At 58.5% G+C, this 16,196-nt stretch carries 12 protein-coding genes and 1 tRNA gene; 4 read left to right on the top strand and 9 right to left on the bottom strand.

Translation table 11 applies throughout. The annotated features are described in order from the left end of the window. Positions 1–136: 136 nt before the first annotated feature. Positions 137–469, bottom strand: coding sequence for a hypothetical protein (locus QRN55_RS24245; RefSeq protein WP_284778577.1), 333 nt, complete (start codon positions 467–469; stop codon positions 137–139). 73 nt (positions 470–542) lie between these two features. Continuing rightward, positions 543–812 carry a hypothetical protein gene (locus tag QRN55_RS24240; protein WP_284778576.1) on the bottom strand — a complete coding sequence of 90 codons (270 nt, stop codon included), beginning with the start codon at positions 810–812 and terminating at the stop codon, positions 543–545. 385 nt (positions 813–1,197) lie between these two features. Here QRN55_RS24240 and QRN55_RS24235 point away from each other — a divergent pair, with 385 nt between their 5' ends. Next, the gene (locus QRN55_RS24235) at positions 1,198–1,512 is read left to right on the top strand and encodes a hypothetical protein (protein WP_284778575.1); all 315 of its coding nucleotides are present in this window, start codon (positions 1,198–1,200) and stop codon (positions 1,510–1,512) included. Between the two features lie 185 nt (positions 1,513–1,697). On the opposite strand, the gene QRN55_RS24230 is transcribed toward QRN55_RS24235, so the two are convergent. The 7 genes from QRN55_RS24230 to QRN55_RS24200 all read right to left on the bottom strand — a co-directional run bounded on the left by QRN55_RS24230 (position 1,698) and on the right by QRN55_RS24200 (position 9,572). Then, a tRNA-Phe gene (locus QRN55_RS24230) sits at positions 1,698–1,773 on the bottom strand. Positions 1,774–2,608: 835 nt separating this feature from the next. After that, positions 2,609–3,028, bottom strand: a complete 420-nt coding sequence (locus tag QRN55_RS24225) for a hypothetical protein (protein ID WP_284778574.1) — start codon at positions 3,026–3,028, stop codon at positions 2,609–2,611. Between the two features lie 196 nt (positions 3,029–3,224). Beyond that, positions 3,225–3,716 (bottom strand): histidine kinase, encoded by a 492-nt coding sequence (locus tag QRN55_RS24220; RefSeq protein WP_284778573.1) that lies wholly within the window; start codon positions 3,714–3,716, stop codon positions 3,225–3,227. Between the two features lie 286 nt (positions 3,717–4,002). Further along, a complete protein-coding gene (locus tag QRN55_RS24215) occupies positions 4,003–6,219 on the bottom strand; it encodes an FAD-dependent oxidoreductase (protein ID WP_284778572.1) in 2,217 nt (738 codons plus the stop codon). 31 nt (positions 6,220–6,250) lie between these two features. Further along, entirely contained in the window at positions 6,251–6,451 is a 201-nt protein-coding gene (locus QRN55_RS24210; protein ID WP_233122516.1) for a hypothetical protein, read from the bottom strand. A 14-nt stretch (positions 6,452–6,465) separates the two neighbouring features. Beyond that, positions 6,466–7,674 carry an acetyl-CoA C-acetyltransferase gene (locus tag QRN55_RS24205; RefSeq protein WP_284778571.1) on the bottom strand — a complete coding sequence of 403 codons (1,209 nt, stop codon included), beginning with the start codon at positions 7,672–7,674 and terminating at the stop codon, positions 6,466–6,468. A gap of 101 nt (positions 7,675–7,775) precedes the next feature. Then, positions 7,776–9,572 carry an acyl-CoA dehydrogenase C-terminal domain-containing protein gene (locus QRN55_RS24200; RefSeq protein WP_284778570.1) on the bottom strand — a complete coding sequence of 599 codons (1,797 nt, stop codon included), beginning with the start codon at positions 9,570–9,572 and terminating at the stop codon, positions 7,776–7,778. Between the two features lie 585 nt (positions 9,573–10,157). On the opposite strand from QRN55_RS24200, the gene QRN55_RS24195 reads away from it, so the two are divergent. The 3 genes from QRN55_RS24195 (at position 10,158) to QRN55_RS24185 (ending at position 15,858) form a co-directional block, all read left to right on the top strand. Continuing rightward, on the top strand, positions 10,158–13,913 hold the full coding sequence (locus QRN55_RS24195; RefSeq protein ID WP_284778569.1) for a peptidoglycan-binding protein: 3,756 nt from the start codon (positions 10,158–10,160) through the stop codon (positions 13,911–13,913). A gap of 200 nt (positions 13,914–14,113) precedes the next feature. Further along, positions 14,114–15,040, top strand: a complete 927-nt coding sequence (locus QRN55_RS24190; protein WP_284778568.1) for a sulfite exporter TauE/SafE family protein — start codon at positions 14,114–14,116, stop codon at positions 15,038–15,040. Beyond that, positions 15,037–15,858, top strand: a complete 822-nt coding sequence (locus QRN55_RS24185) for a TIGR02186 family protein (RefSeq protein WP_162698148.1) — start codon at positions 15,037–15,039, stop codon at positions 15,856–15,858. The genes QRN55_RS24190 and QRN55_RS24185 overlap by 4 nt, the downstream gene beginning before the upstream one ends. The last annotated feature ends 338 nt before the right edge of the window (positions 15,859–16,196 follow it).

Here is a 16,196-nt window from a genome sequence, read left to right as displayed (position 1 = left end):
AGTTTAGTGAGGCGGCGGCCAAGTCCATGGCCGTTGCCCAACGCCGCAAATGGCTAGCGTCCGTCACGCATCTGGCCGTTGGTCGCACCGTTCGTTCCTGTCTATGCTGTGACGAGGTTTTTGGTCGACGGATGGTTTACAAGGGCGGCTTAGTCTGACTTCCACTTCCGATAACGGTGAATGGATGCCCAATGCCGGTATCGGTCTCAATCCAAATGTGACGGGTAGTTTCGATTACACCGTCAATCAATTTTCTAGTATTCTCATAAACAGTCGAGCGCGTCTTGGTGAAGAGCTCAATTTGATCGGTCGCCCGTTCCTTAAAAAATTCCTTTGCATGATCATCAGCCAATACCGACCACATCGTTAGTGCAACATTTTTCAAGGCAATGTTCTCACATTCGAGTTTAAGCAACCGGGCATCCATCAACCCAAGTTGTTTGTTAATGAAGTGAAAAGTATCCTCCATATCTTGAAAGTTGGCATTCGTCCCCCCAACCCAGTTTTAGTTACACTTGTTTTTTCTCAACTGCTAAGTTGAGTTATTGGGAACGCGATCTCCCGGCCATGATCTCTGAGAACATTTCGACCTGGCGTTCAGACGCAGCACGAATCGCTTTCAGTTGAGAGAGCATACTGCCAAAGGCCGCGATTATCACGAATCCGACGACAGCAGGCAAGGCCCAGGTCATTGAAGCCATCAACGCAAGCAAGGCGTATTCGCCTCTTCCAGCTTTCACCATAACGGCAAAGAGGAAAAAGACGACAATTCCTATACCAACCCAACCAACAACCTGAAGAAATTTATCCATGAGAACCCCCACACTTTCTAGGCGCAACGTGCCAGACTGCACGCCTGTGTCAAGGCATGCGGGGACAACGGAGAAAAGGGAAGTGGATATCAGATATCTTGGATATCTGTATGGCGTCTTCGTTGTGTCATAGAAGCGGTTCGCCTGCCTCAGACAGGGGAGCAGCTATGAACCTAAATCAACTCACAAGGAACGCGATCTTCGGCAAAGAAACGAAAGCTGGCACGACGATGAAAGGCGACAAGCTTTGGACTGATGAAGAGTTCCAGGTGCTACGCTCGAACTATCCAGATCATATCAAAATGCGCGATGAACTGCCTTACAGAACAAAGGATTCCGTGTACGGGCGTTGTGCGAAACTCCGTATGAAGCGAGAGCGGCACGAATGGAAGGCCTCGGGATTGAGCAAGCTTCGCGGCTCGACCACCATAAGGCCACACGTCTGGAGATCACGGCAGAGTTTCGAGACTTAACAACGAGCGCCATATATTATCAATTAAGCGGTGAATACCGACACAAGTACCTCAAAACCGGAAAGCCGGTGATGGACACGATTCTGGGGAGGATTGAAGAAATAGGTTGGGCCTTCGAGACCTTGACGAAGCAAGCAAGTCGGGAAGGTATTTTCGAATCAATGCTGGCGCAGGTGGAAGCCGAATATCAAGTTTGTCCAACGAGCGGTGCAAGCACTCGACGGTGAATTGAAGGCTTCGTGGAAAGAGTACAAAAGAAGGATTCGACCATGTCTCATGTCGCGCTCTATGTCGCATGAAGTAGCCGGCACCAAACGGAAACCCCCGTAAATCAAGGAAATTGGCTGCAACACGAACGCGACATAAAGCAAAGCACGATTTGAAACAACCACTTAAAATTGTTGAATAAAAATGGTGCCCGAAGGCGGATTTGAACCACCGACACGCGGATTTTCAATCCGCTGCTCTACCAACTGAGCTATTCGGGCACTACAGGCTCTTGTGGAACCTTCGCTTTTTACAGCGCCGGAGAAGCTTGGCCGCCCCGGAATGAGCGGGGTTATAACATCTTGTTCGGCCATGGCAAGCGGTTGGCTGAACTTTTTTGACAGTTTTTTGGCGGTGGTCGTGGATGGGCTTTGAAAGGCCTGTACTTCATGGGAAAAGGTCACGGAAGCTTATGATCAAATTGCATTTTCTCTTCGATTTTCCCGTCGTTCAGGCCTTCCAAATTTTTGGCATGCTTCGCCTGTCACGCGGTGCGAGCACCCGTGGCTGGCTTTTCTTTTAACCCGGAGAGAGCACGCAAATGCGGTCATCTCTGGTATGGTAAGTCTTTTGGCATCCGCATTTGCGTGGCCTTCGGACTGCGGGGATATCGCTATCCCCATTTCATTTCCTGCACCCACACCTTCAGGCAACACGCATCGTCCTGGCCGGATCAACACACCGGGACCATGCGCTGCCTTCAAGGCATGTATTCCTCCCCGTGTGTTTCTGCACATGAGGAGGTGGGATGACCCGACGCCCTTCTGGGGTCGGCGGGTCAGCCCTCCAATGGCACCCGACATATCTGACCGCACGTTACAGCCAGACAATTGCGCACCAGCCCCGCCACCTCACTGTCTCGCGATACAGTTTGGTGGCGGAAGCAGGGGCATTGTGCGGGCGGTTTTGGTGCCATTGAGAAAGATTTTTGGATTATTTTGCATTTTTTGAGTAAGCATCTGTTTTGAAACAGATATTTTTACAAAACGCATCTGCGGATATGCACACGGCCCGCATTGAGCGGGCCGCAGGCAGTCTATCTGACAGGAATAGTGCTTACTTGGACCCGGCAGAAAGACCGAGAGCGAAGGGAACGGCTGCGACCAGAAGGGCCATGACGGGGGAGGACGCGAAGATGCGGCCTGCCAGCGAGGTGATGGCGACTGAGCGGACGACCGGTAGCCAATTGGCGATATCTGTGCTGTGGCGCGATGCGTTCTGGCGGGGTGACGCGGAACGCCGTGCGCCCGACTGCGCCTCCTGAAGCTCTTCCACCTGCTTGCGGATGGTGTCGATATCGCGGCGCAGGTCTTCGATCTCGCGGCGCAACGATGCATCGATGCCAGGTTTTTGCGGCGGCTTGGCGCGTGCGGATGTTTTTGTCGGCGTTGCTTTCACGTCATCATCCAGTTGAGAAAGTTCGTCTTCTAGGTCTGACGGTTTGTCGAACCCATGGGAACGGATCGGCGCCCTCATGCAATTTTCCTCTCACGTGCGTGTAGGTCGCAATCTTGCGACCGGATCATGGATGTTTTGCAAACGCAGAGAGGCGCAAAAGGATGCAGTGTTTTATGAGGACCTGCTATGTCCGTCGAAAACCGGACAGCCAGCAGGACTGACACCGCATTTTGACTGCGGCGTCAGGTCGTATCGTCATGCAGCGTATGGCCGTTTACTTGACAGGCTTCAGCGACTGGAGAATGCCGACCAGTTCCGAATGGTGGGCGTCCTGCGTGGCTTTCGTGCCCCAATAGGTCACTACCAGCATCTTGCCATCGCGTGGCGAGGCGAAGCCGAGGGAGACTTCGACCGGGCCGTCTTCATCCTTGCCATCGAATTCGATGCTGCCGAACTGCATTCCGTTGATCTCGACATCGCCGGAATCCGACTTGGTGCTGGCATCGATCTCCACGCCATTGTCGGTCAAGAACTTGATGGCGTCGTCGATGACCTTGTCCATGGTCTTGTCGCTGGCGACATCGATGGAGAAGTAGATGGCGGCATCGGGCGACGTGGCGTCGACGCCGGATTCGGTTTCTTTGGGTTCCCAGTCATTGGGAATTTTGACCGATGCGATGGGCGCGTCGCTGGGAAACTTGAGTGTTTCGGCCTGCGCAAAAAATGGCGCCAGCACAAAGGCGGCGGCCAAGATGGTTCTTTTCATGGAAAAATCCTCTGGAATCGAGGCGCGCAATATCAAATGAGCAATGGTGCCCCAGCCGTTGCCAAAATGGATATAAAGGAAAAGCCGTTATTATGTCATCAGAATAATATCAAGTAATAGGGAATGTTGAGACCAGAGTTAACGTGACCCAGGACGTTCGTTTCCTGTAACACCCCTCTATAATTTTTATATTATACACTGGTGCCGCAATTACAGATTGATATCGAGAGAGATCGACAAAGAAACAGGCCCCGAAGGGCCTGCTGATGGTTGCGTGATTTTGGTCTCAGGCTGCTTTTGCAGCAGCCCCATAAGGATCGAACCTGCCGTAGAAGGTGTCGCCCTTGGCGGCCATGTCTTGCAGCAGCGGGGTGGGCTTGAAGTGCGGGCCGTAGGTTTGGCTGAGCTTTTCGGCCAGTTCCACGAAGGTCTTCACGCCCATGCCATCGATGTAGGACAGCGCACCGCCGGTGTAGGGCGCAAAACCGAAGCCAAGAATGGAGCCGACATCGGCTTCGCGCGGATCGGTCACGATACCCTCTTCAACCGTGCGTGCTGCTTCAAGCGCGATGGTGACGAGGAAACGCTGTTTCAGCACATCCATGTCGACATCCTCAGGCTTCTGCTGCGGATAGAGGCCTTTCAGGCCGGACCAGAGAGACTTTTTCGCGGGCTTGGCCGGATAATCGTAAAAGCCTTTGGTGTTCTTGCGGCCAAAGCGGCCCTCGCCTTCCACCATCGTCTTGACCAGCTCCATGTGCCTGACATCCACGGCCTTTTCGCCGAGATCGGCGACGGTGGCCTTGAGGATTTTGTAGGAGAGGTCGATGGCGACTTCGTCGTTCAGCGCCAGCGGACCGACCGGCATGCCAGCGAATTTCGCGGCGTTTTCGATCATGGCGGCAGGCACGCCTTCGATCAGCATGTCATAGCTTTCGGCCATGTAGCGCAGCACGCAGCGATTGACGAAGAAGCCGCGGGTATCGTTGACGACAATCGGTGTCTTCTTGATCTTGGCGACGTAATCCAGAGCCACGGCGAGCGCCTTGTCGCCGGTTTCCTTGCCGATGATAACTTCCGTCAGCATCATCTTTTCGACTGGCGAGAAGAAGTGGATGCCGATGAAATCCGTCGGGCGCTTGGAATTCTGCGCCAGACCGGTGATGGGCAAAGTGGAGGTGTTGGAAGCGAAGATCGCGCCTTCGGGAAGGACGGCTTCCACGGCTTCGATCACGGCCTTCTTCACGTCGCGGTCTTCGAACACGGCTTCGATGACGAGGTTTGCGGTCTTGAGCGAGGCATAGTCCGAGCTTGGTGTGATGCGGGCGAGGATGGCGGCACCCTCCTCCTGGGCCATGCGGCCCTTACCGACGCTGTCCTTGACCAGACCTTCGCAGGTGGTCTTGCCCTTGGCGGCGGCTTCGTCATCGCGGTCGATGAGGGTGACATCGAGACCAGCAACGGCGGTGACATAAGCGATAGACGCACCCATGAAGCCCGCACCGACGATGCCGACATGTTTCAGATCACTCTTCGGCTGACCAGCCGGACGGCGGGCACCCTTGCCCAGTTCCTGCATGGAAATGAACAGCGAGCGGATCATCGCAAACGCTTCTTTCGAGCGAAGGATTTCCGTGAAGTAACGCTGCTCCACCTTCAAGGCCGTGTCGAAGGGCAATTGCAGGCCCTCATAAACGCATTTCAGAATTGCGAGTGCTGCCGGGTAATTGCCAGCGCTTTCACGGCGCAGAATGGCCGGTGCTGCGGGCCACAGCTGTGCGGCAGCGGGCGTCCAGATGCCGCCACCGGGGGCTTTGAAGCCTTTTTCATCCCATGGGGCGACGGGTTTCAGGCCGTCCTTGATCATCTGCTTGGCGGCGGGGATCAGCTGATCCGGCTCCACCACCTGATGCACGAGGTTCATGGACTTGGCTCGGCTGGCCGTCAGCGACTGGCCGGTCGTCATCATCTGAAGAGCGGACTGCGCATCGGTGAGGCGCGAAACGCGCTGCGTACCACCGGCACCGGGGAAAATGCCGACCTTGATTTCCGGCAGCGCCAGCTTGACGCTCTTGGCATTGGAGGCCACGCGGCCATGGCAGGCCAGCGACAGTTCCAGCGCGCCGCCCATGCAGGTGCCGTTGATGGCAGACACCCAGGGCTTGCCGTTGGTTTCCAGCTTGCGGTACAGCCAGTTCATCTTGCCGACGAGGTCGAACAGCTTTCTGGCGGCTTCATCCGGGTTCTTTTCCTTCTCCTCATGATAGAAGGAGAACATGGACTTGATCATCGACAGATCAGCGCCGCCGGAAAATGTGCTCTTGCCCGATGTGAAGACCACGCCTTTGACGGCGGCATCCGCCACGGTGGCATCCACGATGGCATCCAGTTCTTCCAGCACTTGGGCTGTGAAGACGTTCATGGATTTTTCCGGCATATCCCAGGTGACGAGGGCGATGCCGTCTGCGTCTGTTTCGACGGTGAAATTGGTGTAAGTGCTCATAGTGGGATTCCTCTTCCCTGAATTTCTTGTGCTAACCGAAGACGCCGAGCAGGTAGCAAAGCAGAACGACAAGCAGAGCAAGAACGATAATCAGTCCTCGCCCCTCTGCTTTCATCCGTGCGTGGCTTTGGGCAGGCGCAACGCGACCGGCTGCTTCAGCAGCCTCGGCCATGTCCTTGTCGAGTTGCCTCGTCTGGAAGTGGCGCTTTGTCTCGTTTTGATAGCCCGCCATGCTCGTCGTCCCAATCAAACCCGCTCGATAACCGTTGCCGTGCCCATGCCCGCGCCGATGCAGAGCGTGACCAGCGCCGTATTCAGATCGCGGCGTTCCAACTCGTCCAGAACCGTGCCGAGGATCATCGCGCCGGTGGCGCCCAGCGGGTGGCCCATGGCAATCGCGCCGCCGTTCACGTTCATCTTGTCGTGGCTGATGTCGAAGGCCTGGAGGTAACGCAGCACGACTGCGGCGAAGGCTTCGTTGAGTTCGAAGAGGTCGATATCGGCAATCGACATGCCGGTTTTCGCCAGCAGCTTTTCGGTCACGTCAACCGGACCGGTCAGCATCAGGGCCGGGTCGGAGCCGATATTGGCGAAGGAGCGGATGCGGGCGCGGGGTTTCAGGCCCATGCTTTCGCCACCAGCCCTGGAGCCGACCAGGACGGCGGCGGCGCCATCAACGATGCCGGAGGAGTTGCCCGCATGGTGGACGTAGTTGATGCGCTCCACTTCCGGGTGGGCCATGATGCCGACGGCCTCAAACCCGCCCATTTCACCCGGCATCTGGAAGGATGCGTTGAGCGAGGCAAGCGCCTGCATGTCCGTGCCGGGACGCATATGCTCGTCGCGGTCGAGAATGGTGATGCCGTTCTGGTCTTTCACGGGGATAACGGAATTCTTGAAGTAGCCGTTTTCCCAGGCGTGGGCGGCACGCTTCTGGCTTTCGACGGCAAAGGCATCGACGTCATCACGGCTGAAACCGTATTTGGTGGCGATGAGATCGGCAGATACGCCCTGCGGCATGAAATAGGCCGGGAAGCTGACCGAGGGGTCCATGTACCAGGCACCGCCGGACATGCCCATACCGACGCGCGACATGCTTTCCACACCGCCTGCAATGACGATCTCGTCAGCGCCTGCCGCAACCTTTCCGGCTGCGAAATTGATGGCATCGAGACCCGAGGCGCAGAAGCGCGAGATTTGCATGCCCGGTGCCTTGGTGGAATAACCGGCCTCGAAGGCGGCACCCTTGGCAATGACGGCACCGGCATCCATGACCGGATCGACGCAGCCCATGATGATGTCATCGACGGTGGATGTGTCGAGCCCGTTGCGATCACGGATGGCTTCCAGCGTCTTGGCGGCCAGACGAACGGACGGCACTTCGTGCAGCGAACCATCCTTCTTGCCGCGTCCGCGCGGGGTGCGGACGTGGTCGTAAATGTATACGTCAGTCATTTCTCATCTCCCTATCGGCGCGTGCGCACCTGAATTCAGTGGCATAGACCTTGGGAAGAACCCCTCCCCAACCCTCCCCACGAGGGGGAGGGGGTCTCTGCTCAAAACGCCTCAGCAGCCAATTCCATCATCGTATCGGCACCAGCCTCAATGCGGATCTTGCGAACCGCCGTTTCCGGCAGAATACGCTCCATGAAGAACTTGGCGGTGACGAGCTTGGTCTTGAGGTACTGCTCGTCAGACGCACTACCCGAAGACAGGGCAGCCTGCGCGGCCTTGGCCATGCGCGCCTGCATATAGCCCAGCACGACCAAACCGAAGAGGTGCATGTAATCGGTCGAACCGGCACCGGCATTATCTGGCTTTGCCATGGCATGCTGCATGAACCACATGGTGGCCGCCTGCAGGTCGTTCAAGCCCTTCTTGAGGCCCTTGGTGTAGAGGGTCAGGGCTTCATCTGCGCGGTTTTCCTCGCAGAAATCACCGATTTCCTTGAACAGCGCCATGACGGCGCGGCCGCCATTGAGGCCGAGCTTGCGGCCCACGAGGTCGAGCGCCTGAATGCCGTTGGCACCCTCGTAGATCATGGTGATGCGCGCATCGCGAACATACTGGCTCATGCCGTGTTCTTCGATATAGCCGTGACCGCCGAAGACCTGCTGCGCCATGACGGCGTGGTCGAAGCCCTTGTCGGTCAGCACGCCCTTGAGGATGGGGGTGACGAGTCCGAGAATATCGTCAGCTGCCTGACGCTCCTTCTCATCGGTTGCGCGGTGAGCGATGTCCGATTGCAGCGCGGTCCACAAGAGGAAGGCGCGGCTGGCTTCATTATAGGCCTTGATGGTCATCAGCGTGCGACGGATGTCAGGATGGACGATGATCGGATCGGCCTTTTTGTCCGGAGCCTTGGCGCCTGAGAGAGAGCGGCCCTGAATGCGCTCACGGGCATATTCCACCGCGTTCTGATAGGCGATTTCGCCAACCGACAGGCCCTGAAGACCAACGCCAAGGCGGGCTTCGTTCATCATCACGAACATGGCCGACAGGCCCTTGTTCTCCGCGCCGATGAGGTAGCCGGTCGCATCATCGTAATTCATGACGCAGGTGGCGTTGCCGTGAATGCCCATCTTGTGCTCAAGCGCACCGCAGACCACGCCGTTGCGCGCGCCGACCGAACCATCGTCATTGACGAGGAACTTCGGCACGATGAACAGCGAGATACCCTTGGTCCCCTCGGGCGCGCCTTCGATGCGGGCGAGAACCAGATGGATGATGTTGCTGGTCATGGAATGTTCGCCAGCCGATATGAAAATCTTCTGGCCAGAAATCTTGTAGGAACCATCGCCCTGCGGCACGGCCTTGGTGCGCAGCAGGCCAAGGTCGGTGCCACAATGGGGCTCGGTCAGGTTCATGGTGCCGGACCATGTGCCCTCGACCATCTTCGGCAGATAGGTCTGCTTCTGCTCGTCGGAGCCATGCGCCAGAACGGCAGCGATCGCGCCCTGCGTCAGACCAGGATACATCATCAGCGACAGGTTGGCCGATGACATATATTCGCCGATGGCGGCGTGAAGCGTATAGGGAAGCCCCTGCCCGCCATATTCCGGCGGCACGGCAAGGCCGGTCCAGCCGCCTTCGCAATAGGCATCGTAGGCCTGCTTGAAACCATCCGGCACAGAGACCGAGCCATCTTCGGCGCGCTTGCAACCCTGCTGGTCACCAGACAGGTTGAGCGGGAAAAGCTGTTCTTCCGCCAGCTTTGCGGCTTCGCCGGTAATCGCTTCGATCATATCGGGCGTAGCGTCTTCAAAACCGGGAAGATTGTTGTAGCGCTCGATACCGAGCACGTCGTTCAGAATGAAAAGCGTATCTTTAACAGGGGCCTTGTAAACAGGCATTACCGATGATCCTCCGCATCGCTCGCCGGAGATCGTCCGGCCTCAAGATAGGCCAACAATATTTGACGTGCGCGTAAACGTCAAATGGCTTTCAGAACAAAATTTCGTCAGGGAAGGCTGGGATGTTGGACGATAAACATTGCGGCTTCGTGAAAGCGGTGCGCAGTTTTTACACAACCGCATGGCGCAATCTTAACGCAAGCGATGCGCGCAGGGCTTAAATGAGTACGAAGCGGTGCTTCGATCCTCAAGAGAACTCGCAATTCAATGAAACCAGTGCATTGCCAGCCTTGCGCACAGCGATTACGTCAATCCAATAATTATAATTAGATATTTCTAAATCAATTTAATGGTGAAATTTCGCCATTTTGGCAAGTTTCGCACAAGCTAAATACTGAAGAAATCGTTAAACAAGGAACCTCTAATTAATAATTAATTAACCACACTTCGTCAATTGTTCCTCTTCAGGGGACTGCTTCGGGAATCGTGGGGGTCCTTTAATGAAATCGAAAAGACCTATGTTCGCCTCGACGGTGTCGACCAGAAGGGGGAACACCATCGGGCAAAGACGAAGCGGGCAGGACGATGAACGGATTGCGATCGAATTCCCAGCAGCATAGCGACAGATCGTCTCTGGATGCGCTCAATCGCACTATCGAAGGTCTGGAAGCCCGGATAGAGGATTTGCTGGGTGCAAAACCCACGCGCCCTACATATGACAAAGCCCCTGCCCGGACCGAGACCGAGCGCAATGCCAATGCTGCACGTCCCGCATCCAAGCCACGCTTCGACCCCGTCAATGAAATCCGCCAGCGCCAGCAGGCCCTCGACGCCCGCTGGGAACGCCAGCAGACGGAAGCGCCGCGTGGCACCGACCTTTCCGCGGAACGGGAGCTTGACCGCCGCTACAGCGAGCGCGAATACCGTGCCTCCACCGCCATTCCCCCAGCCCGGCCACGCCCGACGGCCCGTTACGAGCGCAGTGCGCCGCCTGCCCCTACCCCAGTAGCGCCCAATCAGGGTGATGCGGCGTTGCGCGAAGTGGCTGAAGCGCTGGTCAGCCTGCGTCAGGAACTGAAGCACGAGATTTCCGAGGGCGTTGCCCGCGAAATGCAGGGCGTGCGGTCCGAACTGCGCAACATCCGCACCTTTGCCGAAACCCAGGATTTCGCCGAGGACATCCGCGAGGATGTCGCCCGGCTGGCCGCCAGCATCGACCGCATGGGCGAGACGACCTCGCCTGATGTCGAGGCTCTGCGCAGCGAATTCGAAGAGCTTCGCAGCCTGATGGATCAGGTTGCTCGCGAAGACAGCCTGCACCGCATGGAACGCCGCTTCAACAGCGTGGACGACCGGTTGAGCGGCTTCGACACCGTTCCGCTTCAGGATGAAATCGTGGCGCTGGCCTACCGGCTGGATGACATCAAGAGCCAGCTGGGTTCGATGAGCGGCAGCAATGCCACCGTGCGTGCGCTGGAAGAAAAGCTTCTGACCATTGCCAGTGCCGTAGAACATATCGGCAAGCATGTTCAGCCTAACGATCAGGCCTATAGCGAGCATTTCTCCGGTCTGGACCAGCGTCTGGACGAAATCAGCCGGGCGATTGCTGCTGCCGGAAACCGCACGGCACCCTCCGTCGATCCGGCCCTTGCCGAGCGTCTGGAAAACCGCTTGCAGGCGCTCTCTTCGCAGATGGACGTGCTGAACGACCTTGCGAGCGCAAAGGACAAGCCCTCCGAAGCCCTTGGTCTTCGTCTCGATGCACTGACCAGCCGCATTGAGGAACTGTCTGCCGAGCGCAACGTGGCGCAACTGGGCGAACGGCTGGATCAGCTTTCGCTGTTGCTGGAGCGTTCGCAGCGCCCGTCCAGCCAGCCTGAACTGACACGCTTTCTGACCGATATCTCACGCAAGATCGACGAGTTGGGCAGTGGTGCGGTCAATGACAAGCTGGCCGAGCGTCTGGAAAAAATCGCCCGCCGCATCGAGCAGATCGAGACGCAGCCTGCATCTGTCAAAAACCCATCCTATGACACCGCCTTCAAGCGGCTGGAAGACCGGCTGAGCGACATTGCCGCCAAGCTGGACGAGACGCAGGCACCAGTGTCACCTGTGGTTTCCGGCATGTCGCCGGAGCTCAACGACCGCATGTCCGCGATCGAAGAGTATATGGCGTCGAGCGACGAGTATATTATCGAAGCGGCACGACAGGCGGCGGAAGCCGTGCTGGAAGCCCATACGCGCAACAATCTGGCGCGAACGGCCACCAACGGCGATATCGCCATTCTGACGGAGCTGGCCAACGACCTGCGCAAGCTGGAAGGTTTGAGCCGCAACACCGAAGAGCGCACCCACCGCACCTTCGAGGCGCTTCATGAAACGCTGGTGCAGATTGCCGGTCGTCTCGACAATCTGGACAGCCGTGGCAGCGCGCGCCCCGCAGCAGCGGCACCGGCAGATGCCGACCGTGACTGGGCCGACTATGACGGCAATGCACGCATGCCTGCCGCCACCTTCCCCGAAGAGAGCCTGATCGCGCAGAACGAACATGAGGCTGGCGTCGATACCGACACGCTTACGCCGCCAGAAGCGCAAAAGCCTGCCGTGCAGGAAAAGCGCGGGCTTCTGGCCGGTCTGACGCGCCGTTTCAAATCCAGCGCGGCAAAGGCTGAAGATGCACCGCAGGAGCAGGTTTCGGCCCGCACCCAGATCGACCCGGCACCTGCGCTCGACCCTGTCGATGTGCTGCAGGCCGACATCGAAACAGAACTGCTGGAGCCCGGTTCCGGCGCGCCCGACATCAAGAAAATTCTGGAACGCGTGCGCGCCAGCCAGACGGCAGCGGCTCGCGCCGGTACGGGCGAGAGCGACAACCGCGCCGACTTCATTGCCGCCGCCCGCCGTGCAGCGCAGGCCGCAGCGCAGGAAAGCGTACCGGACAGAAGCATCACTTCGCGCCCATCGCGCAGCAAGGGTGTCGAGCAGAAGGAAGGTTCAGCGCTTTCCCGCTACCGCCGCCCGCTGCTTCTGGGCATCGGCGCCATTCTTCTGGCGATGATGGCCATGCCTGCGATCAAGTCGTTCGTCGGCGGCGAAACCACGCCTCCTGCTGCAACGACTGAACCGAAGGCCAGCAGCGACATGTCGACGCTGCCGGTTCTGCCCACGCAGGCAAAGCCGGTCGCGCCAGCGGCAGCCGTCACCGTGCCAGCCTCCGTCACGCCAGCCGTGACCGAGCCCTCCACCGAAGCGATGGACGAAAGTGCGCGCGCCGCAGGCGAGCGCATGCAGGCCGATGCCGACCGGGTCGCGCCTGACATCGACACGAGGCAGGTTGGCGGGGCACCCATGCCCGAGGAAACGCCAGCGGTAGAAGCTCCCGCGCCATCCGCCGGGACCGATATTGCCGATCTGCGACCTGCCGCACAGGCAACCGAGGCACAGCCACAAGCCCAGCAGCAGCCGTTGCAGCTGGAAGAGATCATTGCCGTTCCCGCAGGGATCACGCCGCCATCACTGGCGGATGCTGCGGTCAAGGGTGACAGGCAGGCCCTGTTTGAAATCGGCGCGCGCTTTACCGATGGTCGCGGCGTTGCTGCCGACCGCACCGAGGCCGCCAAGTGGTACAAGCTGGCCGCAGACCGTGGTCTGGCACCGGCCGAATACCGCCTTGGCAACATGTATGAGAAGGCCAACGGCGTAGAGCGCAACCTTTCCGAAGCAAAGCGCTACTACCAGATGGCGGCTGACCAGGGTAATGCCGGGGCCATGCATAATCTGGCCGTGCTTCTGGCTTCCGATGCTGCCGGTGCTCCTGATTTCAAGGCTGCCGGTGATTGGTTCATCAAGGCATCCAACCTTGGCGTCCGTGACAGCCAGTTCAACCTTGCCATTCTCTATGCCCGCGGCAGCGGCGTGCCCCAAAGCCTAGAAGAATCCTACAAGTGGTTCGCGATTGCCGCTCGTGATGGCGATGCCGATGCCGGTCAGAAGCGCGACGATGTTGCCAAGGCCATGCGGCCTGAACAACTGGCCAGCGCCAAGGCCAAGGTGGATGCATGGCAGGTGACGCCGCTCAACGACGAAGCGAACTCGGTCAACCCGCCGGCCGAATGGACCGGCGGCGAAGAGGTCAAGACATCGTCCGTCGATATGCAGAAGGCGATCCGCAACATTCAGGCCATTCTCAACAATAATGGCTTCAAAGCGGGCGAGCCGGACGGCAAGCTGGGCCGCGCGACGGTGGCGGCTATCAAGAACTTCCAGAAGTCCGTGGGCCAGACGCCGGATGGCCGCATTACCGACGAGCTGGTCACAGCGTTGCTGGCGCGCAACAAGTAATTTCAGCCGGACCCGATCTTTCCTAATTATCAACGTATTTGCCGTTGAATAATTTACAGTCATGCCCACCACGGGCATGACCGATGTCAGGTCGGAGGGCCAAGGCCTTCGCCTCTCAGACATAGACCGCCCAACCGCCGCAAGCCCTGCCTTGACGGCGCTTTGCCTTTTCTACACGGAACCATGCCAGAGGTCCTGATGTGACTGTCTATCTGCCCATTGCGGAACTTTCGGTGAATATCTTCATCATTCTCGGCATGGGCGCGGCTGTGGGATTTCTGTCCGGCATGTTTGGCGTCGGCGGCGGGTTTCTGATCACGCCGCTGCTGATTTTCTACAACATTCCCCCTGTCGTTGCCGTGGCAACTGGCGCAAACCAGGTCGTCGCCTCCTCCGTCTCGGGTTCGATCACCCATTTCCGGCGCGGCACGCTGGATGTGAAGCTGGGATCGGTGCTGCTGATCGGCGGCCTGTGCGGGGCGACGCTTGGCGTGTGGCTGTTTACGCTTTTGCGCAGCGTGGGCCAGCTCGACCTCATCATTTCGCTGCTCTACGTCATCCTGCTTTCCACCGTGGGCGCACTGATGCTCAAGGAAAGCATCTCGGCCATTCGCCGCACGGCGCGCAATGAAACGGTGACCCTGCGCCGCCCCGGCCACCACAACTGGGTGCACCGCCTGCCGCTGAAAATGCGGTTCAAGAAATCGAAGCTCTATCTCAGCGTCATTCCCATCATCGTTCTGGGTTTCGGCATCGGCGTTTTGACCTCCATCATGGGTGTGGGCGGCGGCTTCATTATGGTGCCCGCCATGATCTATCTCTTGCGCATTCCCACCAATGTCGTTGTCGGCACCTCGCTGTTCCAGATCATTTTCGTTACCGCCTACACCACCATCGTGCAGGCAGCGACGAACTATTCCGTCGATATCGTGCTGGCCTTCATTCTGATGCTGGCGGGCGTGATCGGCGCGCAATATGGCGTGCGCGTGGGGCAGAAGCTGCGCGGCGAACAGTTGCGCGCTTTGCTGGCGCTGCTGGTTCTGGCCGTCGGCATCCGTCTTGCCATCGGGTTGGTGGTGCGACCGGAAGACCTGTTTTCGGTGGCTGTCGGAGGGCTGGGCTATTGATCCGTGCCGCCCTCATCGCTGCCATCTTCGGCCTGTGCTGTAGCGCCGCCCAGGCGCAAACGCCACCGCTTGCGATTTTGCCGGATGCGCGCGGGCAGACCCGCACCTTGCAGGAAAACATCGAGATCGGCGCATCAACCACAGAAATCTCCATCGCGTCGGATTTTCGCGGCGCTGATTTCACCATGTTCGGCGCGCTGAACAATGCCGACCAGTTGCTGCTGGCCATCGGCCAATACGACATCGTGGTCACGCTGGAGGGCCCGAACGATTACTCCACCGTGCGCAAGAAAAGCCGGGTAGCGGGTATCTGGATCAACACCAGTGCGATTACCTTCGCGCCGCTGCCGGAATCCTATTCCATGGCCAGCACGCGCAGCATCGACACCATCGCGACAGCGGGCACGCTGAAAGCCATGGGCCTTGGCGTGGACCACCTGCCGCTGCGCAGCGCCGTCTTCTCCGGCGTGCCTGATAATGTCTACGACTTCCAGGATGCCTATCGCCGCCTGAAACTGTCGAGCGGCATCTACCGCAACGACACGACGGGTGTTCGTCTGGAGCGCACCGGCCTGTTCTGGGCCACCCTGCGCCTGCCCGCCAACGTGCCCAACGGCGTCCACACGGCCCGCGCCTATCTGTTCAAGAGCGGCCTGCCGATTGCACAAAAGGAATTGCGGCTGCGCGTTGTGAAAACGGGCATGGAGCAGGCGATAACGGATGCGGCACACCAGACGCCGGTGGTTTATGGCTTTTTGTGTGTGTTGCTGGCGGTGGTGACGGGCTGGGGTGCTAGTATTTTGTTCCGGCGGGATTAGGCCTGAGGGGCAACCTCACCCACCGCCCTCATGCTGAGGTGCTTTGGCCGAAGGACAAAGCCTCGAAGCATCCGCCGCGCACTCCTGCCTTGAGCCCGCAACCCTCGCCCTTCGAGGCTCCTGCGGGGCACCTCTCCTTCGACAAGCTCAGGATGAGGGATGAGGGTTGCTCTGTTGTGCCCTTTGTGTGGCACCTCCTTCGGCTCTCATGGTGGTGAGGGTTGCGGCCTGCGGCCTGCATCATCGCCAAGCATTCCTACATGGTCGCATTCAGCGTCGGTCCGGTATTGGAGAGGGCAACCTCACCCACTGCCCTCATGCTGAGGTGCTTTGGCCGA

It is taken from the genome of Agrobacterium sp. lyk4-40-TYG-31 (assembly GCF_030209855.1).
Classification (GTDB): Bacteria; Pseudomonadota; Alphaproteobacteria; order Rhizobiales; family Rhizobiaceae; genus Agrobacterium; species Agrobacterium vaccinii.
This window is presented reverse-complemented; position numbering and strand designations above follow the sequence as displayed.

What these genes read in the sequence shown, in the direction of transcription:
- QRN55_RS24210 (WP_233122516.1), bottom strand. Translation starts at nt 6,451, where the DNA reads ATGGCGGGCTATCAAAACGAGACAAAGCGCCACTTCCAGACGAGGCAA.
- QRN55_RS24205 (WP_284778571.1), bottom strand. Translation starts at nt 7,674, where the DNA reads ATGACTGACGTATACATTTACGACCACGTCCGCACCCCGCGCGGACGC.
- QRN55_RS24195 (WP_284778569.1), top strand. Translation starts at nt 10,158, where the DNA reads ATGAACGGATTGCGATCGAATTCCCAGCAGCATAGCGACAGATCGTCT.
- QRN55_RS24215 (WP_284778572.1), bottom strand. Translation starts at nt 6,219, where the DNA reads ATGAGCACTTACACCAATTTCACCGTCGAAACAGACGCAGACGGCATC.
- QRN55_RS24240 (WP_284778576.1), bottom strand. Translation starts at nt 812, where the DNA reads ATGGATAAATTTCTTCAGGTTGTTGGTTGGGTTGGTATAGGAATTGTC.
- QRN55_RS24200 (WP_284778570.1), bottom strand. Translation starts at nt 9,572, where the DNA reads ATGCCTGTTTACAAGGCCCCTGTTAAAGATACGCTTTTCATTCTGAAC.
- QRN55_RS24235 (WP_284778575.1), top strand. Translation starts at nt 1,198, where the DNA reads ATGGAAGGCCTCGGGATTGAGCAAGCTTCGCGGCTCGACCACCATAAG.
- QRN55_RS24225 (WP_284778574.1), bottom strand. Translation starts at nt 3,028, where the DNA reads ATGAGGGCGCCGATCCGTTCCCATGGGTTCGACAAACCGTCAGACCTA.
- QRN55_RS24245 (WP_284778577.1), bottom strand. Translation starts at nt 469, where the DNA reads ATGGAGGATACTTTTCACTTCATTAACAAACAACTTGGGTTGATGGAT.
- QRN55_RS24220 (WP_284778573.1), bottom strand. Translation starts at nt 3,716, where the DNA reads ATGAAAAGAACCATCTTGGCCGCCGCCTTTGTGCTGGCGCCATTTTTT.